Here is a 23,122-nt window from a genome sequence, read left to right as displayed (position 1 = left end):
CGGGCCCCTGCCATTTTGACCGAGTGGGTATCTTGGTTCTGCGTATTGCACCGGGCATCTGCCTCTGATGTTCTCAACGCGTCTGTCGCGAGGAGGACTGGATGGCGCTCTGCAAATTGACCGACACGCACAACAACAACAAGCCGATCTACATCAATCCGCTCGAGGTCATCGCCGTGCAGGATGTTTCCGGCCAGACCTGGGTGATCACGACCGGGCGCATGCCCAACGGAGCCAGCAGGCACGCGGTGGTGGCGCAGTCCGTTGAGGACACGGTCAAACTGCTCGACGGGATGATGCCGCGTATGGCGTAGACCTCACGGTCCGCGACGCTAACGCTTCGCCCGCCCTTCGTCTCGATCGCATAGCCCGAAGTCTATGCGCACTCGGGCATTTCCACTCGCCATCACCTTGACAGTTCCGAGCCGAGCATGAAGGTACCTTCCCGACATGTCAGTGGCGGCTCGGCAAAATACCCCGTGGAATTCCAATCGGGCCGAGACGCAGCGCTGACCTGAGGTACGTGCACAATCGGTGGCCGAACCGGGCTACCAAAGGGAGGTATTCATGCGCACCATCAAGGGGCCGGCCATTTTCCTGGCCCAGTTCGCAGGCGATCAGGCGCCGTTCGACACCCTCGACAATCTGTGCGGCTGGGCCGCTGACCTAGGCTACAAGGGCGTGCAGATCCCGACCTGGGCCAGCCATCTGGTCGATGTCGAGAAGGCGGCAACGTCGAAGACCTATGCCGACGAGCTCAAGGGCAAGGTGAACAGCCACGGGCTCGAGATTGCCGAACTCGCGAGCCACATCATCGGCCAGCTGGTCGCCGTGCATCCGGCTTACGACACCCTGTCGGATGGCTTCGCCATTCCCGCCGTGCGCGGCAATCCGAAGGCCCGGCAGGAATGGGCCGTGCAGCACCTCAAGCATTGCGCCGCGGCCTCGAAGAATCTCGGCCTCAAGGCCCACGCCACCTTCTCGGGCGCACTCGCCTGGCCTTACCTCTACCCGTTCCCGCAGCGCCCGGCCGGCCTCGTCGAAGAGGCCTTCGACGAACTGGCCCGCCGCTGGACCCCGATTCTCGACGAGTTCGATCGCAACGGCGTCGACGTCTGCTACGAGATTCACCCCAGCGAAGACCTGCACGACGGCGTCACCTACGAGATGTTCCTCGAGCGGGTGAACAATCATGCGCGGGCGAACCTGCTCTATGATCCCAGCCACTTCGTGCTGCAGCAGCTCAACTATCTGGAATATATCGACTTTTACCACGAACGCATCCGCATGTTCCACGTCAAGGACGCCGAGTTCAACCCGACCGGCAAGCAGGGCGTCTATGGTGGCTTCCAGTCTTGGGTGAACCGGGCAGGGCGCTTCCGCTCGCTCGGCGATGGCCAGGTCGATTTCGCCGGCATCTTTTCGAAGCTCAGCCAGTACGGCTTCGACGGCTGGGCCGTGCTCGAATGGGAATGCGCCATCAAGTCGCCGCAGCAGGGTGCCGAGGAAGGGGCTCCGTTCATCCAGAGCCACATCATCAACGTCACCGAGAAGGCCTTTGACGACTTCGCGGCGTCGGGCACCGACAAGGCGGCCAACCGCAAGATTCTCGGTCTGAGCTAAGGGGGAAGAAATGGCAGAAAACGGCGCTCCGCGCATTCGCCTGGGCATGGTCGGTGGCGGCACCGGTGCCTTCATCGGCTACGTCCATCGTGTCGCCGCCCGCATCGACGGCGACTACGAACTCGTCGCTGGGGCCCTGTCGTCCAACGCGGCGACGGCCAAGGAAAGCGGCAAGAACCTCGGCCTCGCCGAGGACCGCATCTACACGTCGTACGAGGAAATGGCTGCCAAGGAATCCGCCCGCAAGGATGGCATCCAGGCGGTCTCGATCGTCACCCCCAACCACGTCCATTTCGGCCCGGCAAAGGCCTTCCTCGAGGCCGGCATCCACGTCATCTGCGACAAGCCGATCACCTCGACGCTCGAGGACGCGCGCGCACTGACGGCGATCAAGCCAAAGAAGGGCGCGAAGTTCCTCCTCACCCACAACTACACCGGCTACCCGCTGGTGCGGCAGGCCCGTGAGCTGGTGAAGTCGGGCGCCCTAGGCAAGATCCGCATCGTGCAGGTCGAGTACCCGCAGGATTGGCTGACCAATGCCGCCGACCCGGACAACAAGCAGGCCTCGTGGCGCACCGATCCCAAGCGCTCCGGCGCCGGCGGCGCCATCGGCGACATCGGCACCCACGCCTACAACCTCGCGCGCTTCGTCACCGGGCTGAAGACCGAGGCCGTCAGCGCCGAGCTCACCAGCTTCGTCAAGGGCCGCAAGCTCGACGATGACGTGCAGATCAAGCTGCGCTTTTCGGGCGGCGCCAAGGGCATGCTGTGGGCCAGCCAGGTGGCAGTGGGCAACGAGAACGGCCTGCAGCTGCGCGTCTATGGCGAGAAGGCCGGGCTCGAGTGGCGGCAGGACAACCCGAACTACATGTGGTTCACCGAGTTCGGCAAACCCAAGCAGCTCCTGACCCGCGGCGGCGCCATCTCGGCCCCGCCCGCCGCCTCGATGAATGTCCGCATCCCGGGCGGCCATCCCGAGGGCTACCTCGAGGCCTTCGCCACCCTCTACAGCCAGTTCGCCCAGGTGATCCGCGGCGAAAGCAAGGATGTTGCCGGCCTCCTGCCCAGCCTCGCCGATGGCGTCGAAGGCATGGAGTTCATCATGGCCTCCGTTGCCTCGTCCAAGGCCGACGGCAAATGGACCAAGCTCAGCGAGGTCTGATCCGTTCCCGGCCCTCGCCACTGGCGGGGGCCGTCACGTCCAGGCCGCCACCGCACCCCAGATCAGCACCAGCCCGGACACGGTCAGCACGATCAGCACCAACCGGCGGAAGCCGATTGTCGTCAGCCGCTTGAACACCAGCACCCCGGCGATAGCGAACGGCACCAGTGTGCCCCCCGTCAGCGCCAGCGGAACCGCCATCTCCGGCTTGATCGTTCCCGATATCGCATAGACGGTCAGCGTTGCGGCATGCATCGCGATGTTGAAGCCTTGCAGCACGCCACGCTGCTCGTCCTTGCTCCAGCCGCGCAGTGTCGTCCACAGCGTCGGCACCGGCCCCGAGATGCCGGCCATGCCCCCGAGGAAGCCGCCGATCCAGCCCGAGAACGCATCGGCGACCCGCCCGCCCCATTGAAAGTTGAGATCGGGCCGCAACAGCAGCATCAGCGGGCAATAGGCGACGAGGAACAGCCCGAGCCCGAACTTGAAGGCGTTCGGATCGGCCGCGCCGACCAGTTGCGCTCCGATCGGGATGCCAACCAATCCGCCTGCAATGAAGGGCAGGGCCCGTCGCAGGTCGAAGCCGCGCCACACGAACGGCAACGTCACCAGTTGCCCCACCAGCGATCCGAACACCGTCAGCACCACAGCGAGCTTCGGATCGACACCCCAGGCCCAGATCGATAGTGACACCAGCGCGAAGGCGAAGCCCGACACGCCCTGCGCGAACCCCGACAGGGCCGCGCCCACCCCGATCAACAGCAGTGTTTGGTCCAAATCGGCTACCGGCGCTGCGGCGTCTTGGGATGCTGCTGTCCCGTCGGCGGACCCGCCGGCGGTGGCTCGTCCACCCGCTCGACCGTGTACCCCCGCTGCTCGAGCAGTTTTGGTACCCCACCGGACCCAACGAGATGTGCCGCACCGACGATGATCAGCGACTCATCGTTGTCGGCCAGGAGCTGCTCGATCGGCGTCAGCCAACGCTCGTTGCGCTTGGTGATCAGGGTATCGTAAGCGGCTTTGTCGCTGGCCTTGACCTGTTCGTTGACCAAGGTCGCGAGGGCAGCAGTATCCCCCCGTTCCCAGGCGTCGATCAGCGTATCCAGCGTGTCGATCTCGCCCCTTTCGATGGCCTCGACGGCCGACATCAGCCCCTCGATCTGCTCGTCGAGCGGCGTATCGGCGAGAAAGCCCATCTGCTCGGCCGCAGTCTCGAGGCTCCGCTTACGCTCGGGAGCGATCTCAGCATCCACCAGCGTTTCCACTCCGGCCATCTTCTTGGGCCCGATACCGCCCGCCAGCGTCATCGCCGCCAGCCACGGCTGCATGCGTTCCAGCACGACAATGTCCGATCCAACGGCGGCTGCGGCGCTGGTGAGGCGCTCGAACTCCTCGGGCTCCAGCAGGTCGGCCAGGGTCTTGCCGCCGCTCACCATGCCCCGGGTCAACGTGAACTGGGTGATCGCGCTGTAGGCCTCGAGGTCCATCACCACCTCGAAATAGACGTGCTCGGCCGAGTTCAGGATGCTGTCGAACTCGGGTGTGCGCCAGTCGACGTCGCGCGTGAACAGGTGAACCGAGCCGAACAGATAGATGTCGCTGTCGGCGTCGCTGACCTTCCAGATCGCGGGGTCGGCCAGCGCCGGGCCGCTGAGCGCAATGCCCGCGGCGAAGGTGAGCAGCAGGCGGCGGAGCTGTCTCACGCCGCCGACCCTCAGTGCGTCCAGGGCGTCTTGCGGTCGGAGCGGAAATTGTCCGAGTAGCTGGCGCGCTTCACCGTCGGGCTATGGTCCGGCAGCACCTGGTAGGCGATGCCGTTCTTGTGCGCATAGGCCTCGGCTTCCTCGAGCGTGTCGAAGGTGAGGCGGATCTGCGCCCGCGTGTCGGTGGACGAGGTGTACCCCATCAGCGGCTCGATCTCGCGAGGAGTGGCTGGCTCATGCACCAGGACCCACTCCTTGGACTTGCCGCGGCCGGACTGCATGGCGTTAGGCGCAGGCCGGAAGATACGTGCCGTCATCGCTTCCTCGTCAGATGGTCGGGGCAGAGTGATTCGAACACTCGACCCCCGGTTCCCAAAACCGGTGCTCTACCAGACTGAGCTATACCCCGAACTGTCGCCCTTCCGTTATCGGGAGTTGCCCAAAAGAGCAAGCTGGCCACCGCAGATGACACGAGGTTGACGGCGCTATCCCAATCCGCTGACAAGGACACGATGATCGATCTGAGCAAACCCTGGCCTTTCGGCTTGTCGCGCCGCAACGCGCTGTACTTCGTCCTCGGCTTTGCCGTGCTGATTGCCGCGCTCTATTGGCTGGATCGGCCGCTGTCGGTGTGGGGGCAGGGCCTGCCGGAAGGCGTCAGGGCATTCTTCGAGTGGGTGACACAGTGGGGCGAGTCCGACTGGATCCTGATTCCCACCTTCATCGCCTGGCTGGTTGCGTGGCTGCTCTCCCTCCTCACCCGTGACGCCATCAGGCAAGCGCTCGGCGAACTGGCTGCGCTCGCCGGTTTCATCTTCGTCGGTGTCGGGCTGCCGAGCCTCATCTCGACGCTGCTGAAACGCCTCATCGGCCGTGGCCGGCCCGAGACCTGGGTCGCGGAAACGCCGCTGAGCTTCCAGTGGCTCAACTGGAGCGCCTTCGAATACCAGAGCTTCCCCTCGGGCCACGCCACCACGGCGTTCTCGCTCGCGGCCGTCGTCGCCTTCATCTGGCCGAAAGCCTTCTGGCCGGCGATGGCCTTCGCCGCCCTCGTCGCCATCTCCCGCATCGTCGTGGGCGCGCACTATCCGACCGACATCACCGCCGGCGCGGTGCTGGGCGTGCTTGGCGCCTACGCGGTGCGCCAGTTCTTCGTCGCCCGGGGCTGGCTGTTCGCCGCCAACGACAAAGGTGGTACGGAGCGCCGGAAGTTCGCGGCGCTCCACAGCCTGTTCGTCAGGCGCTAACCGCGTGGTAGCGGCCCAGCGCCGCGCCCATGTCCGCCTGCAGGTCAGCGAGGCTCTCGAGCCCCACATGCACCCGGAACATCTGACCCGGGGCGTCCCACGGCACCGCCGTGCGGATATTGGTCGGGTCGAACGGGATGCAGAGGCTCTCGTAGCCGCCCCACGAATAGCCCATGCCGAACAGCTCGAATCCATTGACCATCGCCGCCAGCGCCGCGCGCGACCGCTTGTTCGCCCGGAACGCGAACAGGCTGCCCGAGCCCTTGAAATCGCGCTTGAAGATGGCGTGGTCCGGATGGCTGGCAAGTCCGGGATGATAGACCTCCTCCACCCCTGGCTGGCCCTGCAGCCAGGCGGCAAAGGCCAGCGTCTGCTCGTTGTGATGCTTCATCCGCACCGCCAGCGTCCTGAGCCCGCGCAGCGTCAGGTACGAATCGTCGGGCGACACCGCGACGCCGAGGATCCGGTGCGTCCGCTTGAGCCGGTTCCAGTGCGTCTCGTTGGCTGAAACCGTGCCCACCATCGCATCGGAATGACCCACGAACATCTTCGTCGCAGCGTGCATCACCACGTCGGCGCCCAGCGCGAGTGGGCGGTGGAACAGCGGCGTCGCCCACGAGTTGTCGACGATCACGGTAATGCCGCGGGCGCGTGCCGCCGCCGCGATCGCCGGCAGGTCCTGCATCTCGAAGGTCAGAGAGCCCGGGCTCTCGACGAACACCGCCTTGGTCTTGTCCGTGAACAACTGCGCAATGCCCGCGCCGACCCGGGGATCGTAGAATCGCGTTGTCACGCCAAACCGCGTCAGGCCCTCGGTGGCGAACGTACGTGTCGGCTCGTACGCGGAATCGGTCATCAGCAGCTCGTCGCCCGCCGAAACCGCCGAGAGCAGGGCGGTGGACAGCGCTGAAAGCCCCGATGGCGCGATGATCGTCCCCGCCGCCCCCTCGAGCTCGCTAACCAGGTCGCAAAGCGCCCGAGTCGTAGGGTTGTCGTTCCGCCCGTAGCGATACGGCGCCTTGTAATCCTCCAGTTCGTCCAGCGTCTTGAACAGGATGGTCGAACCGCGGAACACCGGCATGTTCACAAAGCCGAAATGATCGTCCGAAGCGCGTCCGCTATGTGTGAGAACGGTTTCCATGGACACGGTTTCGCCGGTTTTCCCGGGGTTTTTAGTCATTGCAAGTCCTGCTCAAATTGCAGTCACGGTGGGATTCTGAACAAAAAACAGTCAGGTCTGCTGCCCCATTTTGGCCATGGAGCTTGACGCAACCGGCAATTGCCGCTTCGATGCTTACCAGCATCACTCCCGCCCTCCAAGGCGGAGGTGCCGCCAGGCAGTAGGCTGGGGCCACGCTGCCTGGACGAACAGGGTCAGGAAACAAGGTAAAAACAATGATCAAATCGCTTCTTACCGTCGCGCTCGCGGCAGGCCTCGGCCTTTCCGCATCAGCTGCGTACGCTCAGACGACGACGTCCGCGACGCTTGATGCCGTGAAAGCCAAGGGCTACGTCCAGTGCGGCGTGACCGGCGGCGTCCCGGGCTTCTCCGCTCCGGATGCGAACAACAACTGGACCGGTCTCGAAGTCGACTACTGCCGCGCCATCGCGGCGGCTGTTTTCAACAATGCCGACGCCGTACGCTACACGCCGCTCACCTCGCAGGAGCGCTTCACGGCTCTCTCCGCTGGTGAAATCGACGTACTGTCGCGTACCACCACCTGGACCATGAGCCGCGACACCCAGCTCGGCATCAAGTTCGTCGGCACCATGTTCTATGACGGCCAGGGCTTCATGGTCCGCAAGGCCGACAACATCAAATCGGCACTCGACCTCAGCGGCGCCGCCATCTGCATCGAGTCCGGCACCACCACCGAGCTGAACGCGGCGGATTACTTCGCTGCCAACAAGCTCGAGTTCAACACCGTGGTGTTCGTCGATCAGGACGAAGTCGTGAAGGCCTACGAAGATGGCCGCTGCGACGTCTACACCACTGACTCGTCGGCTCTCGCCGCCGAACGTTCGAAGTTCGCCAACCCGGCTGACCACATCATCCTGCCCGAGATCATCTCCAAGGAGCCCCTCGGCCCGGTCGTGCGTCAGGGTGACGATGGCTGGTTCAACATTGCCCGCTGGACCTACTACGCACTGCTCGAAGCTGAAGAACTCGGCGTCAGCTCGGCCAACGTCGACGAGATGCTGGCTTCCGACAACCCGGCGATCAAGCGCCTGCTCGGCGTCGAAGGCGACTTCGGCACCCCGATCGGCCTGACCAAGGACTGGGCCTACCAGATCGTCAAGCTGGTCGGTAACTACGGCGAGGTCTACGACAAGCACGTCGGCCCGAACACGCCGATCGGTCTGGCCCGCGGCCTGAACGCGCTGTGGAAGGATGGCGGCATCCAGTACTCGCCGCCGATCCGCTAAGCCTTTCTGCAGCCCGGCGCTGATCTCCAGCGCCGGGCTGACCACTTCCTGGCGACGGCTTGGCGGAGCTATTGTTGCCACGATTATTCGTTCTCCTGGGCAGGGGAGATGCGCGACCCATGGCATCCTTAGACACGGCGCAAGCACCGCCGCGGAATTTCTCCTTCAATGACCCCGTGGTACGCGGCGTCATCTACCAGGTCGTTGTCGCGGTGCTGGTCGTCACGTTCGTGGTCTGGATCGTCAACAACACGGCGATCAACCTCAAGGCGCAGAACAAGACCTCCGGCTTCGACTTCCTCTGGAAGACGGCCGGCTTCGATATCAGCTTCGCGCTGTTCCCCTTCGATCGCACATCCTACTACTGGCAGGCCTTCCTCGTCGGCCTCACCAACACCATTCTCGTCGCCGTCATCGGCATCTTCTTTGCGACAGTCATCGGCTTTACCATCGGCATCGCGCGCTTGAGTTCGAACTACCTCGTCTCGCGGCTGGCCACGGTCTACGTCGAAACCATCCGCAACATCCCGCTGCTGCTGCAGCTGTTCTTCTGGTACTTCGCGGTGCTGAAGACCATGCCGGCGGTGCGCGACTCGCTCGCCCTGCCGCTGAACACCTTCATCAACCAGCGCGGCCTCTTCGTGCCGCGTCCGGTGCCCTCCGAGCAGTTCGTCTGGGTCTGGGTGGCACTGCTCATCGCCGCCGTGCTGTGGTTCGCGCTGTCCCGCTGGGCCAAGGCGCGGCTCGAACGAACTGGCCGGCGCTTCCCTGTGTTTTTCGGCGGCTTGCTGCTCACCGCCGTGATCGTCGCCGTCATCTGGCTGGCAAGCGGTGCGTCCGTCACCTTCGATCCGCCAGTGCTCAACCGCTTCAACTTCAAGGGCGGGCTCGAGCTGCCGCCGGAGTTCGTGGCGCTGCTGTTCGGGCTCTCCATCTACACCGCCTCGTTCATTGCCGAGACGGTGCGCGGCGGCATCCAGTCGGTCAGCCATGGCCAGACCGAGGCGGCCCAGGCGCTCGGCCTCCAGGAAGGCGACCGGCTGCGGCTGGTCATCGTCCCGCAGGCCATGCGCGTCATCATTCCGCCGCTGACCAGCCAGTATCTCAACCTGACCAAGAACTCGTCGCTCGGCGCCGCCATCGGTTACCCCGAGCTGGTGAACGTCTTCACCGGCACGACGCTCAACCAGACCGGCCGCGCCATCGAGGTGATCGCGCTGACCATGCTGGTCTATCTCATCCTGTCGCTGGGCACGTCAGCGCTCATGAACTGGTACAATGCCCGCGTGGCATTGGTTGAGCGGTAGGAGCACCCGATGACCGATATCGCCTTCGTCCGCTCCGAGATTGCCACCGCTCAACCCGCTCCGCGCCGTGAGAGCGGGGCGATCGCGTGGCTGCGCAAGAACCTGTTCGCCAGCGTTTCGGACAGCATCCTCACCATCGTAGCCGCGCTGTTCCTGTTGTGGATCATCCCGCAACTCTACGGCTTCTTCATTGGCCGCGCCGTGCCGCCGGGCGGCACCGTCGAGCAGTGCCGCGTTGAGAATGTCGGTGCCTGCTGGGCTTACATCTCCAGCGAGATCGAGTTCTTCATCTACGGCTTCTACCCGATGGCCGAGTACTGGCGCCCCAACATCGTGTTCGCGATGCTGGCGCTCATCGGCCTGCCGCTGCTCTGGCCGTCCGCACCGTTCAAGATCGCCAACGCGGCGCTGTTCTTCGTCGTCTTCCCGATCGTCTCGGTAATCCTCTTGTCCGGCGGCATGTTCGGCCTGCGCTACGTGCCGACCGAGCAGTGGGGCGGCCTCCTCGTCACCCTGATCATCTCGGTGGTGGGTATCTGTCTGTCGCTGCCGCTCGGCGTCCTGCTGGCGCTCGGCCGGCAGTCCAAGCTCCCGATCATCAAGACGCTCTGCATTGCCTTCATCGAGCTGATCCGCGCGGTACCGCTGATCACCATCCTGTTCATGGCCTCGATCATGCTGCCGCTGTTCATGCCGCAGGGCACGACAGTCGACAAACTGGTTCGCGCCCTCGTCGGCGTGACGCTCTTCGCCTCCGCCTATATGGCCGAGGTGGTGCGCGGCGGCATGCAGGCGATCGGCCGTGGGCAGTACGAGGCGGCACAAGCCCTTGGGCTCGGCTACTGGAAACGCACCGGTTTCATCATCCTGCCGCAGGCGCTCAAGCACGTCATCCCCGGCATCGTCGGCAACTTCATCTCGCTGCTGAAGGACACTTCGCTGGTCTACATCGTCGGCATGAAGGACCTGCTCGAGGCCGTGAAGACCAAGAACGACGCCATCGAATGGGCGTCCCCAACCCAGTCCATCACCGGCTACATCTTCGCCGCGGCGGTGTTCTGGGTGCTTTGTTTCTCCATCTCCCGTTACTCCCGATACTGGGAGCGCCGGCTCAACACCGGCCACAAGAGGTAGCTCATGTCAGACGTTTCCCCGGTAGTCGTTGATCGCGACATCGACACCTCGAACATGCAGGTGTCGAAGACCGAAGTGGCGGTCGAAATCATCGGCATGAACAAGTGGTTCGGCGACTTCCACGTGCTGCGCGACATCAATCTCAAGGTGATGAAGGGCGAGCGCATCGTCATTGCCGGGCCGTCGGGCTCCGGCAAGTCGACGCTGATCCGCTGCATCAACCGCCTCGAGGAACACCAGAAAGGCCAGGTCATCGTCAATGGCGTCGAGCTGACCTCGGACCTCCGTCGCGTCGACGAAGTGCGCCGCGAAGTCGGCATGGTGTTTCAGCACTTCAACCTGTTCCCGCACCTCACGATCCTCCAGAACCTGACGCTGGCGCCGATCTGGGTGCGCGGCATCCCCAAGGCGCAGGCCGAAGAGACGGCGATGAAGTACCTCGAACGGGTGCGCATCCCCGAGCAGGCGTCGAAGTTCCCCGGCCAATTGTCCGGCGGCCAGCAGCAGCGCGTCGCCATTGCCCGCTCGCTCTGCATGAACCCGCGCATCATGCTGTTCGACGAGCCCACCTCCGCCCTCGACCCGGAAATGGTCAAGGAAGTGCTCGAAGTGATGATCAGCCTCGCCGAAGAAGGCATGACGATGCTTTGCGTCACCCACGAAATGGGCTTCGCCCGCCAGGTCGCCAATCGCGTGATCTTCATGGATCAGGGCCAGATCATCGAGCAGAACGAGCCCGAAGCGTTCTTCTCCAACCCCCAGCACGAACGCACGAAGTTGTTCCTCAGCCAGATCCTGCACTGACACCGCACAGCTGAAGTGTTCCAGCGACGGCGTCGCCGTCGAAGTCAACAGCGAGAAGTCGCGTGCACATGACTTCGACGGCTTGCGAGGCTTTGGACGCCGGTGTCCTTGGGGCGATTACTCAAGGGGACCAAGATGCTGCCGCGCGCAATACTCATTTCCATCGCCTTATTATCAGTAGTGCCAGCGGTTCTCGCTGCCGGCCCGATCGTGGCTGGTCCGGGCCTAGCAGCGACTGCAACTCAGGCATCTCGGCAGATTTACATCGAGGCGCTCGGCGGCGTGTCGTTGCCCGGCAAGCTCGAGTTCTTCCACCCTGCACCGAATGGCGTGGGCGAACTGGAAGTGGGTGCCGCTTTCGCTGGCGTCGTCGGTCTCGCCACCGGAATTGACGGTTTGGCAGCTGAGTTCGATGTTTTCTATACTGGCCGGGACTATACCATGCTGCCGCCCAACCTCGACGGCACGACCACGATGACGACCATAATGGGCGACCTGAAGTATACGGTCGACCTGACCGATACGTTTTCCCTATACGGCGCTGCGGGAATTGGTGTCCTGCGTCTCCAGGACTCTGACTCGACCGGTCCATTCACTGATGGCTGGAAGACCGGCTACGTGCTCAAAGTTGGGGCGGCGACGGCTATTGCGAACGATCTCAGCCTGGTCGGCGAGGTGCGTTACATGGACTCTTTCGAGTACTTCGAAGCAATCAGCCCCACCGATGACAGATCACACGCTGCGACCAGCGCTGCGTTGATCGGTTTGCGGTTTGGCCTCTGAAGCCAGCCACGGCCAAGCAGCACGCGACAGGTTGTTCCTCAGCCAGACCTTGCGCTGAGACCTCTGATCCTCCCCCGCGTGGCGGGGGAGGGGCTTCGAGCTGTCCCGCAGGGCAAATCGCTCCAGTGGAGCGATTTGAGGCGAGAAGGCCATGAGAGCTATGCTCGAATGGACCGCCGTAGGCGGTGGAGGGGGCGGCCAGTCGCGCCAGTAGGCGCAAACCGCGTTCATCTACGGTTCATGTCAGTGGCAAACCACCGGCAAGGCAGGGCAGCAATATTGCCATGACCCGCGCGTCGGCCCGCTTCTCGCGCCGCCGACACCCGGCCAGGTCGCCCGCTTTCCCGGCCCAATTCCCACACTTGTCCCCGCCGCTGCGAGCCGCGCCATAATGCGTCTCAGCGGACAACGGCAGCGAGACGCATCGGCAGATGAACCAATTGAACGATCTTACCCGTAAGCGTTCAGCGACAGCGGCGCAGTGCCGCCTTGACCCGGCCACCCTCGATCGGGATATTGCGCCCGGGCGAGTTGGAGCAACGTTTTGACCATGACGGTTTCGGCCGTTTGGCGTGGCCTCGTCCGCGTCATCCTTTGTGTAGCGATCATGATGCCGGCCTTCGCCACGGCGCAGACCGCGCCGCCTGCTGCGGCCGGCCCGACGCTGCAGGCGATCCGTGACCGCGGTCACCTGATCTGCGCCACCTCCGATCCGCTGCCCGGCTTCGCCCAGCCCGGCACCGACGGCCGCTGGACCGGCTTCGACGTCGACTTCTGCCGCGCCGTCGCAGTCGCCGTGTTCAACGACGCCAGCAAGATGGAATTCGTCCCGCTCTCGGGCGATAGCCGCTTCGCGCAGCTACAGACCGGCAGCATCGACCTCATCGCCCGTAACGCTCCGTGGACCATGCGCCGCGATACCGGCTACGGCGCCAGCTACGTCGCCACCTCGTTCTACGACGGCCAGGCGATCATGGTGCCGCAGTCGCTCGGTTTCGTTTCCGCCTACGAACTCGACAACGTGCGGGTCTGCATCGTCGATGCGCCGGAGGAACTGGCCAACCTGCGCGAGTTCTTCTTCGGCACGCAGGCGACCTATACCGAAGTGCTCTACGAGGACCGCGAGGACCTGACCGTCGCCTACCGCGAGGGCCTCTGCAACGCCGTGTCGGCCTCGGCCAGCTTCCTCAACGCTATGCGCCGCAGCCTGCCCGAACCCGCGACACATCGCATCCTGCCCGAGCGCATCTCGAAAGATGCCTTCGGCCCTGTGGTCCGCGCCGGCGACGACCAGTGGTTCGATATCGTCGAGTGGACGCTGTTCGCACTGATCGATGCCGAGGAGGCCGGCGTCACCTCGCTGAACATCGGCTCGCTGGCGGCCGCCAAGACCCACCGCATCCGCCGCCTGCTCGGGCTCGAGGGCGACTTCGGCCCTACCATCGGCCTCGATCACATGTTCATTGCAAATGTCATCAAGGCTGTCGGCAATTACGGCGAGATCTTCGAGCGAAACTTCGGCCCCGCGACAGGTGCTGCCGTGGTGCGCGGGCAGAATGCGCTGTGGACCAATGGTGGGCTGATCTACGCCCCGCCGATCGAGTAGGCGTCAGGGCCCATAGCTGATCAGCGCGATCTCGCCCGCACGCGTATCGAGGTTGAAGCGTGTTGCCGCAATCGCCGGCCGGCCGGCAAGCCACGTGATGTGCCGCCACTCGGCGTTCCAGCTCGGTACGCGGGCGACGACGGCCCGATCATCGAGCCGCCACACGATCAGTGCCGAGTTATCCCGGCCCCATTCTCGCGGCGCGTCGAATGAAGCCGCGAGATAGCGGCCGTCCGGGCTGAAGGACAGTTCCGGTAACTGCTGATCGCCGAGCCGCCAGCCCTGAAGCGGGGCGACCAGCAATTGCCCGGCCCAGGAGGCGAAGGCAGCGTCCGCGATACGGACGCCGACAACGCCGCTGTCGTCGCGGGTCTCGAGATGCTGCGCGATGCGCGCACCGTCCGCCGACATGGCCGACGCAATGCCGTTGACGAAGATCGGCGCTGCGGCAGGCCCACTGATCTCTCCGGACTGTGTCCCGTCGAAGCCGTACACCTGCGCGACGCCCGATGCGGGCCGCTCGAAACTGCCGACACCGGGGTCGACGAGGAGTCGCCTGTCGCCATCGAACCCAATGAAGCTCGGCCCGAACTGCTGGACGCTGCCCAGGCTTTCGCCGGTGCTCCTGTCGATGATGGTGGTGGGCAAATCCAGCGACGAAACCGCCAGCAACCTGCCGTCGGCAGACACAGCAGCCTTGAGCCACGAGATCGCGGGCGGCAGCGCGGGCAGGGCGGTTTCGCCCACGTTTCGGCCGTTCGCATCGAGCTCGATCAGGCGTTGCGGCGCCGTGGGCTCAGGACCGTCCCCGCGCGTGGCGGTCAGCAGCGTGCCATCGGGCAGGGCGGTCAGCATCTGCAGTTGCGTCGCGGGGAGGCTGGCGATGACCCGGCAGGTACTACCTCCCAGCAGCCTGTCTATTGGGCCGCACGGGTAGAATGCACCCTGTCCCCAGGCGAAGACGGCCAAGCCGACGGCGCACAAAACGACCAGGCTGCTGATGACGACCTTCCAGCTCATCGGCCCCGCTCCGCCGTTATCTGCTTGGGACGCTAGGCCGATTCTGTGTCGAACAGGACACTGACGCGGCGGTTGATGGCGCCCTTCTTCTCGATCTTGCCGAGCTTCAGGCGGCCGACCTCGCTGGTGTTCCTGACATGCGTGCCGCCGCAGGGCTGCAGGTCCACGTCGCCGATCCGCACCAGCCGCACGCGGCCCTGGCCCATAGGTGGCTTGACGTTCATCGACTTGATCAGGCCGGGGTTGGCCTCGAGCTCCGCATCGGTGATCCACTCGGCCGATACCGGCAGCGCTGCTTCCACTAACGCATTGAGTTTGCGCTCGATTTCGGCAGCGTCCGGGACATCCGGCAGGTTGAAATCGACCCGCCCCTTGTCCTCGCCCACCGCCGCGCCGGTGATTGGGTAGGGCAGCACCACGGTTACGAGGTGCAGCGCCGTATGCATCCGCATCAGCTTGTGCCGGCGCTCCCAATCGAGGTGGGCGATGACCTCTTCGCCCTGCTGAAGCCCAGCTTGATCCGCCGCAGGCACGTGAAAGATTACCGTCTTATCGCCGTCAGGATGGATTGTTCCAGCGATCGAGACGAACGAGCCATCGGCGCGTTCGAGCTTCCCGGTGTCGCCCGGCTGGCCGCCCGAGGTCGCATAGAAGATCGTCCGGTCGAGCATGATCCCGCCCTCGGGCGTGATCGCCGTCACCAGCGTTGGCAGCGAGCGGACATAGCTGTCCTCCCGAAAGATGAATTCAGTCACGCAACCGGCTCCGCCTCGACGACCGAATGCCAGTCTATGGGCGTCTTGGCCTCAAGCCAATGCGGCACCGGCAGGTTCTTCGAGCGGAGGAATTCCGGGTTGAACAGCTTGCTCTGATAGCGGTTGCCATAGTCGGCGAGGATCGTGACGATGGTCTTGCCCGGCCCGAGATCACGCGCCAGCCGCACCGCACCGGCAATGTTGATCCCGGACGAGCCGCCGAGGCAGAGCCCCTCATATTCGAGCAGGTCGAAGACGTAGGGCAGGGCCTCGCTGTCGGGAATCTGGTAGGCCCGGTCCACCACGATGTCCTTGAGATTGGCGGTGATCCGGCCCTGGCCGATGCCCTCGGTGATCGAGTTGCCGGAGCTCTTGAGCTCGCCAGTCGTGTAATAGCTGTAGAGCGCCGCGCCCTCGGGGTCGGCTAGGCCGATCTGGATGTTCGGGTTCTTCGCCTTCAGCGCCATCGAGATGCCGCCAAGCGTGCCGCCCGAGCCGACCGCGCAGATGAAGCCATCCACCTTGCCGCCGGTCTGCTCCCAGATCTCCGGGCCGGTGGTCTCGATATGCGCCTGCCGGTTGGCGACATTGTCGAACTGGTTGGCCCAGATGGCCCCGCCCGGCAGTTCCTTCGCCAGCTTCTCGGCCAGCCGGCCGCTCAGCTTCACGTAGTTGTTGGGGTTCTTGTACGGCTTGGCCGGCACCTGGATCAGCTCGGCACCGAGCAGCGTCAGCGCGTCCTTCTTCTCCTGGCTCTGCGTCTCGGGGATCACGATCACCGATTTGTAGCCCAGCGCATTGGCGACCATGGAAAGGCCGATGCCGGTATTGCCGGCCGTGCCCTCGACGATCGTCCCGCCCGGCCGCAGCAGCCCCTTCTTCTCGGCGTCGCGCACGATGTAGAGCGCCGCTCGATCCTTCACCGATTGCCCCGGATTGAGGAACTCCGCCTTGCCCCAGATATCGCAGCCCGTCGCGTCGGAGACGCGGTTGAGCCGGATCAGGGGCGTATTGCCGATGGCGGAGATGACGTCGCGGTGGTTGGTCATGGGGTACGGGAGCTGGTGAAGGTGGCCCGAAACTAGGGGGCAGGCGGACCGCTGCCAAGGCTTAAGGCACGGAATGGTATGGGATTTCGAACCGGAGCGGATTGGTGGCAGGATTTCGCGGGGCGCGGTCGAAGCAGGGCAGGGCATTCCCGTTGTGTCCCGGGACGACATCGTCGCCTGCGACGAGAACAGCGACTTGGAATAGATTTTCCTTTCCTCGATGTCCCCGACGCAGCCGTTCTTGTCATGACGGTCATGCGACAAGCTCCACCTTTACAATGTCAGATACGCGCAAACAGGCGGAATAGTTCACTTTTTTGGTAGTCTAGTAGCGCTTGCCGCTCCCCTTCTGACCGCGTATTTGACTGCCGTTGCAACATGGTTCCCCAGCGCCAATGAGTTCAATCGGCCCGCGTGGCCTCAGCCACCTGAAGTCCCTCGAGTCCGAGAGCATCGAAATCTTCCGCGAAGTTGCGGCGAGCTTCGAGCGGCCGGTGATGATGTATTCGATCGGCAAGGACTCCTCCGTCCTGCTGCATCTGGCGCGCAAGGCCTTCTATCCCAGCCGCATTCCGTTCCCGCTGCTCCACATCGATACGAAGTGGAAGTTCCGCGAGATGATCGCCTTCCGCGACCGGATGGCGAAAGAGCACGGCTTCGAGCTGCTGGTGCACACCAATCCCGAAGGCCTCGCCAACGGCATCAACCCGTTCGATCACGGCTCGGCGCGCTTCACCGACATCATGAAGACCCAGGCGCTGCGCCAGGCGCTGAACGCCGGCGGCTACGACGCAGCGATCGGCGGTGCCCGCCGCGACGAGGAGAAGTCCCGCGCCAAGGAGCGCATCTTCTCGCACCGGAACGCCCAGCACGCCTGGGACCCCAAGAACCAGCGCCCCGAACTCTGGCGCATCTTCAACACGCGGCTGGCGCCCGGCGAAAGCATGCGCGTGTTCCCGATCTCGAACTGGACCGAGCTCGACATCTGGACCTACATCTATTCCGAAGGCATCGAGATCCCGCCGCTCTACTTCGCCCGGCCGCGCCCGGTGGTCGAGCGCCTCGGCACGTTGATCATGATCGACGACGACCGCTACCGCTTCGAACCCGGCGAGACGCCGCGCGAGGAAGTCGTCCGCTTCCGCACCCTCGGTGATTATCCGCTGACCGGCGGCATCCGCTCCGACGCGGCTGATCTGCCCTCGATCATCATGGAAATGCAGGCCTCCCGCACCTCCGAACGCGAAGGCCGCCTGATCGACAGCGACCAGGCCGGCTCGATGGAAAAAAAGAAGCAGGAAGGGTACTTCTGATGGCCAGCGTACCCATGACCGCACCCTCGGCCGAACTGGCGCTCGATCTCTGGCTCGCCGAGCAGACCGAAAAAGGCCTGCTGCGCTTTCTCACCTGCGGCTCCGTCGACGACGGCAAATCCACACTGATCGGCCGCCTGCTCTATGACAGCCAGTTGATCCTCGACGACCAACTCGCGAGCCTCCGCAAGGAGAGTCGCAACCGCACCACCGGCGACGAAGGCATCGATTTCTCGCTGCTGGTGGACGGCCTCACCGCCGAGCGCGAGCAGGGCATCACCATCGACGTCGCCTATCGGTTCTTCTCGACCGACAAGCGCAAGTTCATCGTCGCCGATACCCCGGGCCACGAGCAGTACACCCGCAACATGGCGACCGGCGCCTCGAACGCCGACCTCGGCATCGTCCTGATCGATGCCCGCAAGGGCGTGCTGACCCAGACCCGCCGCCACAGCTTCATCCTCAGCCTCATCGGCGTGAAGCACGTGGTGCTGGCGGTCAACAAGATCGACCTCGTCGGCTACGATGCCGATGTGTTCAACGCCATCGAGACCGAATACCGCGCGTTTGCCAAGGATCTCGGCTTCGAGACCCTGCAGGCGATCCCCGTGTCGGCGCTGAAGGGCGACAACATTCTGAAGCCGAGTCCGCAGATGCCCTGGTACCAGGGCCCGCAGCTCGTGCCCTACCTCGAGACCATCGAGGTCGCGACCGACCGCGTCGAGCAGCCGCTGCGCTTCCCGGTGCAGTGGGTGAACCGCCCCAATCTCGACTTCCGCGGCTTCTCCGGCACGGTTGCCTCGGGCGCGGTGAAGGTCGGCGACGACATCCTCATCGCGGCTTCGCGGAAGCCCGCGAAAGTCACCCGCATCGTCACCATGGATGGCGACCAGCAGCGCGCCATCGCCGGCGAGGCCGTGACGCTGGTGCTTGACCGCGAGGTCGACATCTCGCGCGGCGACGTGCTGGTGCACCCCGGCGAGACGCCCGACTATTCCAACCAGTTCCAGGCCCGTCTCGTCTGGATGAGCGACGAGCAGGCCATTCCCGGCCGCTCGTATCTGCTGAAGCTCGGCTCCCAGTTGGTCCCGGCGTCGATCACCTCCCTCAAGTTCAGAACCAACGTCAACACGCTCGAAGAAAGCGCTGCCAAGACTCTGGAATTGAACGAGGTGGGAACCGTCACTATCGCCACCGACAAGCCGATCGCCTTCGACAGCTACCGCGACAACTCCCTCTCCGGCAGCTTCATTCTGATCGACCGCATCACCAACGCCACGCTCGGCGCCGGCGTCATCGAGTACGGGCTGCAGCGCGGCAAGAACCTGAGCTACCAGTCGTTCGACGTGAACCGGAAGGTGCGCGCCGAAATGAAGGGCCAGACGCCCCAGATCGTCTGGTTCACCGGTCTCTCCGGTTCGGGCAAATCCACGGTTGCCAACCTCATCGAGAAGCGGCTCACCGCCGAAGGCCGCCACGCCTACATCCTCGACGGCGACAATGTCCGCCACGGCCTCAACAAGGATCTCGGCTTTACCGACGAGGCGCGCGTCGAGAACATCCGCCGGGTCGCCGAGGTCGCGCGGCTGATGGCCGATGCCGGCCTGATCGTCATCGTCTCGTTCATCTCGCCGTTCCGCAACGAGCGCCGCCTGGCGCGCGAAGTGGCGGGCGACGTGAAGTTCACCGAGGTCTTCGTCAACACCCCGCTCGAAGTCTGCGAGGCCCGCGATCCCAAGGGCCTTTACGCCAAGGCACGGCGCGGCGAGATCAAGAACTTCACCGGCATCTCGAGTCCCTACGAAGCCCCGGAAAAGCCCGACATCGTCCTGCATGGCGCGCTCCAGGACCCGGTTCAGATGGCCGATGACCTGTACGCCCGCGTCTTCGAGTGGGACACCGGGTACTCGATCTAGGATCGATCCCTGCCTCGGTCTCACCTTCCGCAGGTGATGCGAACTGCCTTCTCCCCTTGTGGGAGAAGGCGGAACGGTGGTTGCCATCGGCACATACGAAGGCTCCCCGCAAGCAGACGACCGATGGGCTGCGGCAACACACTCTGTGAACACCTCGCCACCTTCTGGCGCCTCACCCAATTCGATGCGACAATGCCGATGGGTTGATTGGCTAGTTCATCATGCGCAACGCGTTCCGGCTTCTGTTCTGGCTGCTGCTGCTTTGGGCGCCGGCTGTTGCCGCGCACGCCTCCTTCGATGATTCGAAGGTGTGGTTCGAGCGGCTGAGCAATGACGAGCGCTCCTCGACCCAGACCGACCTGATCCTCCTCGGCCACTATCAATACCTGGTCGACGGTCAGTTCGGCCGCGGCACGTTCGATGCGATCGCCGCCTTCCAGAAGAGCCAGGGCCGCGCCACCACCGGTGTCCTCACCGATTTCGAACGCCGCTCGCTGCACGACCTGGCGGGGCAGGTGGACAGCAAGCTCGGCATCGAGCTGGTCAGCGATACGCCCGCTCACGTGGCGATGATGATCCCGCTGCGCCTGCTCTCGATCCGAAACCCCACAGACGCCGGCACGTCCTATGTCAGCGAGGACGGCGAGTTCTCGCTCGAGACCATGCACGTCTCGCTCACCGACCAGTCGTTCGAGGCGCTGTTCGACTTGATGACCAGCCCCGATCCCGAGCGCACCGTCACCTATCGCAGCTTCGGCGCCGGCCGCTTCGTGGTCTCCGGCCAGATCGGCGACTACTCGTTCTACACCATGTTCGTAAGCGCCGCCGGCGAGGCCATCGGCTACTCGCTGGCCTGGGGCAAGACCTACGAGAACGAGGGCGCCATCACCTCGGTCTACCTCGCTTCGCACTTCACCCCGCTCGGCAGCCTGCCGCCGCCCGATGAACTGAAGAAGGCGGAGGGCACTGGCGGAGCTCCGCCGCGCGGCGCCTTCAGCCTGCCCGAGGACCAGCCCGACCTGATCGTTCTCAACGCCGACATCACCGAGAGCACTCCCGGCGAGTTCGACCGCGCGCTCGCGGCCCGCCCGGACGTCCGGATTGTCGCCCTCAACAGCCCGGGCGGCTCGGTCGATTCCGCCCTGCGCATGGCCTACGAGATCAAAAAGCGCGGCCTGACCACGTTTGTGCCGCGCGACATGGGCTGCTACTCGGCCTGCGCCTACATCTTCTTCGCCGGCGCCAACCGGCAGGCCGAAGGCGAACTCGGCGTGCACCAGATCTCCGCCGAGGTCGCAGACCTGGTGCTGGCGCAGACGACCCTCGGCGATGTGCTGGATGCGCTGCAGGATTTCGGCGTCCACCAGCAGGTGATCTCGCACATGCTGCGCACGCCGCCCGACGACATGTACGTCTTCACCCGAGCCGAGCTGGCCGATCTCGGCATCGACCGCGGCGATCCGCTGTCGATCACCGTCGCCCTCGAGCAGCCGGCGGAGCCCGCCGACGGCGGCGGCATCGCCTTCGTGCATCTTTCGAGCCAGTCGAGTGCAGCCGAGGCGGAACGCTCACGCGTCTATGTCGAGGGCCGCTGGAGCTCGCTGTTCGGCGAAGCAAAGCCCGAGATCGCAACCTCGGGCGACGTCTATCGCGTGCAACTGCCGACCCCGTCGCTCGAACGCGCCAACGCCATTTGCGCGGCCATCAAGGCAGACGGCGGCGGCTGCTACGTCACAGCTGCCGGGAGCTGAGTGTCTTAGCGATCGCCCGCCGTGACGGGCTTTTCGTCGGCGTCGACCAGCTTGGTCTCGACGTCGTGGTCGATGCCCCAGTCCAGCGCCTCGAGCTTCAAGGTCTCGAACAGCGCATCGGCGCTGACCCTGCGGCCATCAAGTTTAGCGAGGACAGATGAAAAACGCGCACCGAGATCAGACGGTGCATCAACAGCTGTTGCAGGGACCACGGCCACACTTTCCACGAGCGAGCGACGAAGTCGGACGAGCCCCCGACTGTTCGGGCGCGGGCCTACTGCAGAATCCTTTAAGGAATGTCTCTTGGACAAAGTACAATTTCGCTTTCATTCGGAAAGCGCGCTGTGGGCCAAGCAACAGAGCTTTAAGCGCAGTTTTCTACCGCGCTCTAACGGTATCCACCTGAACCGGGAATGAAAAGCGCCGCCTGCCTCATATTGGGCAGGCGGCGCCTTCATTCGGACGGAAGGGTTAACTAGTTGATGCCGGGAGCTTTGCAACCCAATCGCCAAGGCGCGTCAGGTTGCCGCCGAGCTTGGCGTGAGCCAGCGGTCGCAGGTTTTCGACGAAGGCGTCGGTCGCCGCATCGGGGGCGTGACGCAGCAATGGCTCCACCCAGGCCAGCATGAACGGCTCCAGCGCCTGCTTGCCGGTCTGGAACGTCTGCTCCTTGCCGTTGATCTTCTGGACGATCGACGGATCCTCGATCGCCCTGAGGCTGAACGCGGCGATGGTGCTGAGCTTGCCGTCGCAGGCGGCATAGCCATCGTAGCCGGTGGCTTTCAGCAGGTCGGCGGTGACGATCAGCGGCGCGGTCGCGTGCAGTTGGTAGTTCAGTGCCTTGTCGGCCCGCCCCATCTCGAGCGGCAGGCTGCCATCCGGCGAGGCCTGGCAGGTCACCAGCTCGAAGCTGCCTTTGGCCCAGTCGAGCATCGCCTTGTCGCCGTTCAGCCGTCCGATCGCCGCCGCAGCCAGCCCCGCCCAGGCGCGCAGGTTCGCCTTCTTGGCATTGCGCGGTGCATCGTTGTCGAAGAACTGCTCCATCGAAGTGGCCACACCGGTGAGCCACGTGACCACCCGCTGCCGCTTGTCCGGGTCGAGGGGGCCGGCGGTCTCGGCTTGCAGCAGAGCGATTGCCAGCCCCGCGTAGCGGGCCCCGATCGCCAGCTTGACGTTCAGCGTCTCAAGTTCGGTCAGCGCCCCCGCGGCCGCCCACTGGTCGAGCCAGTCCAGCACGCATCCGGCTCGCGCCGTGTCACCGTCCATCAACGCCGTGTTGGCCATCTTCATCAGCTCGCCGATGAACTTCTCAACCGGCTGCAGTGCGCGGTCGACTTCGGCGTTCGATGCCTCGTCGATATCCGAGCGGGTCTTGCTGTCATCGGTGTAGCGGCTGCCGAAGGTCAGGCTGACCACCGGGGCAGGGGCTACGGGGCAGGCAAAGGGCTTATCCTCGGCGCGAGGAGCCGTCGCACCGAGGAGGAGGGTCATCGCGGTCGCGATGCCGAAAGCAGTCCGCATC

General features: G+C 64.5%; 22 protein-coding genes and 1 tRNA gene. 13 read left to right on the top strand and 10 right to left on the bottom strand.

Translation table 11 applies throughout. The annotated features are described in order from the left end of the window. Window positions 1-101: 101 nt before the first annotated feature. The 3 genes from AC1DYL_RS05525 to AC1DYL_RS05515 all read left to right on the top strand — a co-directional run bounded on the left by AC1DYL_RS05525 (window position 102) and on the right by AC1DYL_RS05515 (window position 2,785). Window positions 102-314, top strand: coding sequence for a hypothetical protein (locus tag AC1DYL_RS05525; protein WP_477172345.1), 213 nt, complete (start codon window positions 102-104; stop codon window positions 312-314). Window positions 315-567: 253 nt separating this feature from the next. Beyond that, window positions 568-1,623 carry a sugar phosphate isomerase/epimerase family protein gene (locus AC1DYL_RS05520; RefSeq protein ID WP_477172344.1) on the top strand — a complete coding sequence of 352 codons (1,056 nt, stop codon included), beginning with the start codon at window positions 568-570 and terminating at the stop codon, window positions 1,621-1,623. Window positions 1,624-1,633: 10 nt separating this feature from the next. Beyond that, window positions 1,634-2,785 (top strand): Gfo/Idh/MocA family protein, encoded by a 1,152-nt coding sequence (locus AC1DYL_RS05515; protein WP_477172343.1) that lies wholly within the window; start codon window positions 1,634-1,636, stop codon window positions 2,783-2,785. A 33-nt stretch (window positions 2,786-2,818) separates the two neighbouring features. On the opposite strand, the gene AC1DYL_RS05510 is transcribed toward AC1DYL_RS05515, so the two are convergent. From AC1DYL_RS05510 to AC1DYL_RS05495, 4 genes are all read right to left on the bottom strand, one after another. Then, window positions 2,819-3,562, bottom strand: a complete 744-nt coding sequence (locus AC1DYL_RS05510) for a sulfite exporter TauE/SafE family protein (RefSeq protein WP_477172342.1) — start codon at window positions 3,560-3,562, stop codon at window positions 2,819-2,821. Window positions 3,563-3,567: 5 nt separating this feature from the next. Beyond that, window positions 3,568-4,488: a TraB/GumN family protein gene (locus AC1DYL_RS05505; protein WP_477172341.1), complete on the bottom strand. Its 921-nt coding sequence runs from the start codon at window positions 4,486-4,488 to the stop codon at window positions 3,568-3,570. 11 nt (window positions 4,489-4,499) lie between these two features. Next, window positions 4,500-4,805, bottom strand: a complete 306-nt coding sequence (locus AC1DYL_RS05500; protein WP_477172340.1) for an ETC complex I subunit — start codon at window positions 4,803-4,805, stop codon at window positions 4,500-4,502. 15 nt (window positions 4,806-4,820) lie between these two features. Then, window positions 4,821-4,897: transfer RNA gene (locus tag AC1DYL_RS05495), tRNA-Pro, on the bottom strand. Between the two features lie 103 nt (window positions 4,898-5,000). Here AC1DYL_RS05495 and AC1DYL_RS05490 point away from each other — a divergent pair. Next, window positions 5,001-5,735, top strand: a complete 735-nt coding sequence (locus tag AC1DYL_RS05490; protein WP_477172339.1) for a phosphatase PAP2 family protein — start codon at window positions 5,001-5,003, stop codon at window positions 5,733-5,735. On the opposite strand, the gene metC is transcribed toward AC1DYL_RS05490, so the two are convergent. Beyond that, window positions 5,725-6,876, bottom strand: coding sequence for a cystathionine beta-lyase (gene metC / locus AC1DYL_RS05485; protein WP_477172338.1), 1,152 nt, complete (start codon window positions 6,874-6,876; stop codon window positions 5,725-5,727). The two genes, AC1DYL_RS05490 and metC, sit on opposite strands and share 11 nt — an antisense overlap. Before the next feature lie 254 nt (window positions 6,877-7,130). Between metC and AC1DYL_RS05480 the strand changes: the two genes are divergently transcribed. The 6 genes from AC1DYL_RS05480 (at window position 7,131) to AC1DYL_RS05455 (ending at window position 13,796) form a co-directional block, all read left to right on the top strand. After that, a complete protein-coding gene (locus tag AC1DYL_RS05480; protein ID WP_477151093.1) occupies window positions 7,131-8,162 on the top strand; it encodes an amino acid ABC transporter substrate-binding protein in 1,032 nt (343 codons plus the stop codon). A gap of 119 nt (window positions 8,163-8,281) precedes the next feature. Next, window positions 8,282-9,469 carry an amino acid ABC transporter permease gene (locus AC1DYL_RS05475; RefSeq protein WP_477172337.1) on the top strand — a complete coding sequence of 396 codons (1,188 nt, stop codon included), beginning with the start codon at window positions 8,282-8,284 and terminating at the stop codon, window positions 9,467-9,469. 9 nt (window positions 9,470-9,478) lie between these two features. Next, window positions 9,479-10,603, top strand: coding sequence for an amino acid ABC transporter permease (locus tag AC1DYL_RS05470; RefSeq protein ID WP_477151091.1), 1,125 nt, complete (start codon window positions 9,479-9,481; stop codon window positions 10,601-10,603). A 3-nt stretch (window positions 10,604-10,606) separates the two neighbouring features. Further along, on the top strand, window positions 10,607-11,407 hold the full coding sequence (locus AC1DYL_RS05465; protein WP_477151090.1) for an amino acid ABC transporter ATP-binding protein: 801 nt from the start codon (window positions 10,607-10,609) through the stop codon (window positions 11,405-11,407). 135 nt (window positions 11,408-11,542) lie between these two features. Continuing rightward, window positions 11,543-12,190 carry an outer membrane protein gene (locus tag AC1DYL_RS05460; protein ID WP_477172336.1) on the top strand — a complete coding sequence of 216 codons (648 nt, stop codon included), beginning with the start codon at window positions 11,543-11,545 and terminating at the stop codon, window positions 12,188-12,190. Window positions 12,191-12,740: 550 nt separating this feature from the next. Then, window positions 12,741-13,796 carry an amino acid ABC transporter substrate-binding protein gene (locus tag AC1DYL_RS05455; protein ID WP_477151209.1) on the top strand — a complete coding sequence of 352 codons (1,056 nt, stop codon included), beginning with the start codon at window positions 12,741-12,743 and terminating at the stop codon, window positions 13,794-13,796. Between the two features lie 3 nt (window positions 13,797-13,799). Here AC1DYL_RS05455 and AC1DYL_RS05450 read toward each other — a convergent pair whose 3' ends face one another. The 3 genes from AC1DYL_RS05450 to AC1DYL_RS05440 are packed head-to-tail and all read right to left on the bottom strand — an operon-like array spanning window position 13,800 to window position 16,620. Then, entirely contained in the window at window positions 13,800-14,816 is a 1,017-nt protein-coding gene (locus AC1DYL_RS05450; RefSeq protein WP_477172335.1) for a WD40 repeat domain-containing protein, read from the bottom strand. A gap of 32 nt (window positions 14,817-14,848) precedes the next feature. Next, the gene (locus tag AC1DYL_RS05445) at window positions 14,849-15,571 is read right to left on the bottom strand and encodes an alanyl-tRNA editing protein (RefSeq protein ID WP_477151088.1); all 723 of its coding nucleotides are present in this window, start codon (window positions 15,569-15,571) and stop codon (window positions 14,849-14,851) included. After that, the gene (locus AC1DYL_RS05440; RefSeq protein WP_477151087.1) at window positions 15,568-16,620 is read right to left on the bottom strand and encodes a cysteine synthase A; all 1,053 of its coding nucleotides are present in this window, start codon (window positions 16,618-16,620) and stop codon (window positions 15,568-15,570) included. The genes AC1DYL_RS05445 and AC1DYL_RS05440 overlap by 4 nt, the downstream gene beginning before the upstream one ends. Window positions 16,621-17,015: 395 nt before the next feature. On the opposite strand from AC1DYL_RS05440, the gene cysD reads away from it, so the two are divergent. From cysD to AC1DYL_RS05425, 3 genes are all read left to right on the top strand, one after another. Then, window positions 17,016-17,933, top strand: coding sequence for a sulfate adenylyltransferase subunit CysD (cysD, locus tag AC1DYL_RS05435; protein WP_477172334.1), 918 nt, complete (start codon window positions 17,016-17,018; stop codon window positions 17,931-17,933). Beyond that, a complete protein-coding gene (gene cysN / locus AC1DYL_RS05430) occupies window positions 17,933-19,849 on the top strand; it encodes a sulfate adenylyltransferase subunit CysN (protein ID WP_477172333.1) in 1,917 nt (638 codons plus the stop codon). Before cysD ends, cysN begins: the two co-directional genes overlap by 1 nt. A gap of 221 nt (window positions 19,850-20,070) precedes the next feature. Further along, entirely contained in the window at window positions 20,071-21,600 is a 1,530-nt protein-coding gene (locus AC1DYL_RS05425) for a peptidoglycan-binding protein (RefSeq protein WP_477172332.1), read from the top strand. Between the two features lie 5 nt (window positions 21,601-21,605). Here the strand turns inward: AC1DYL_RS05425 and AC1DYL_RS05420 are convergent, their stop codons facing one another. Together AC1DYL_RS05420 and AC1DYL_RS05415 are read right to left on the bottom strand one after the other, a co-directional pair. Further along, window positions 21,606-21,812 (bottom strand): hypothetical protein, encoded by a 207-nt coding sequence (locus tag AC1DYL_RS05420; RefSeq protein WP_477172331.1) that lies wholly within the window; start codon window positions 21,810-21,812, stop codon window positions 21,606-21,608. A 259-nt stretch (window positions 21,813-22,071) separates the two neighbouring features. Next, a complete protein-coding gene (locus tag AC1DYL_RS05415) occupies window positions 22,072-23,121 on the bottom strand; it encodes an alginate lyase family protein (RefSeq protein WP_477172330.1) in 1,050 nt (349 codons plus the stop codon). Window position 23,122: the final 1 nt, after the last annotated feature.

Source organism: Devosia sp. P1_H9, assembly GCF_056405135.1.
The sequence above is the reverse complement of the archived record's forward strand: the minus strand, read 5'-3'. Positions and strand labels throughout refer to the sequence as shown.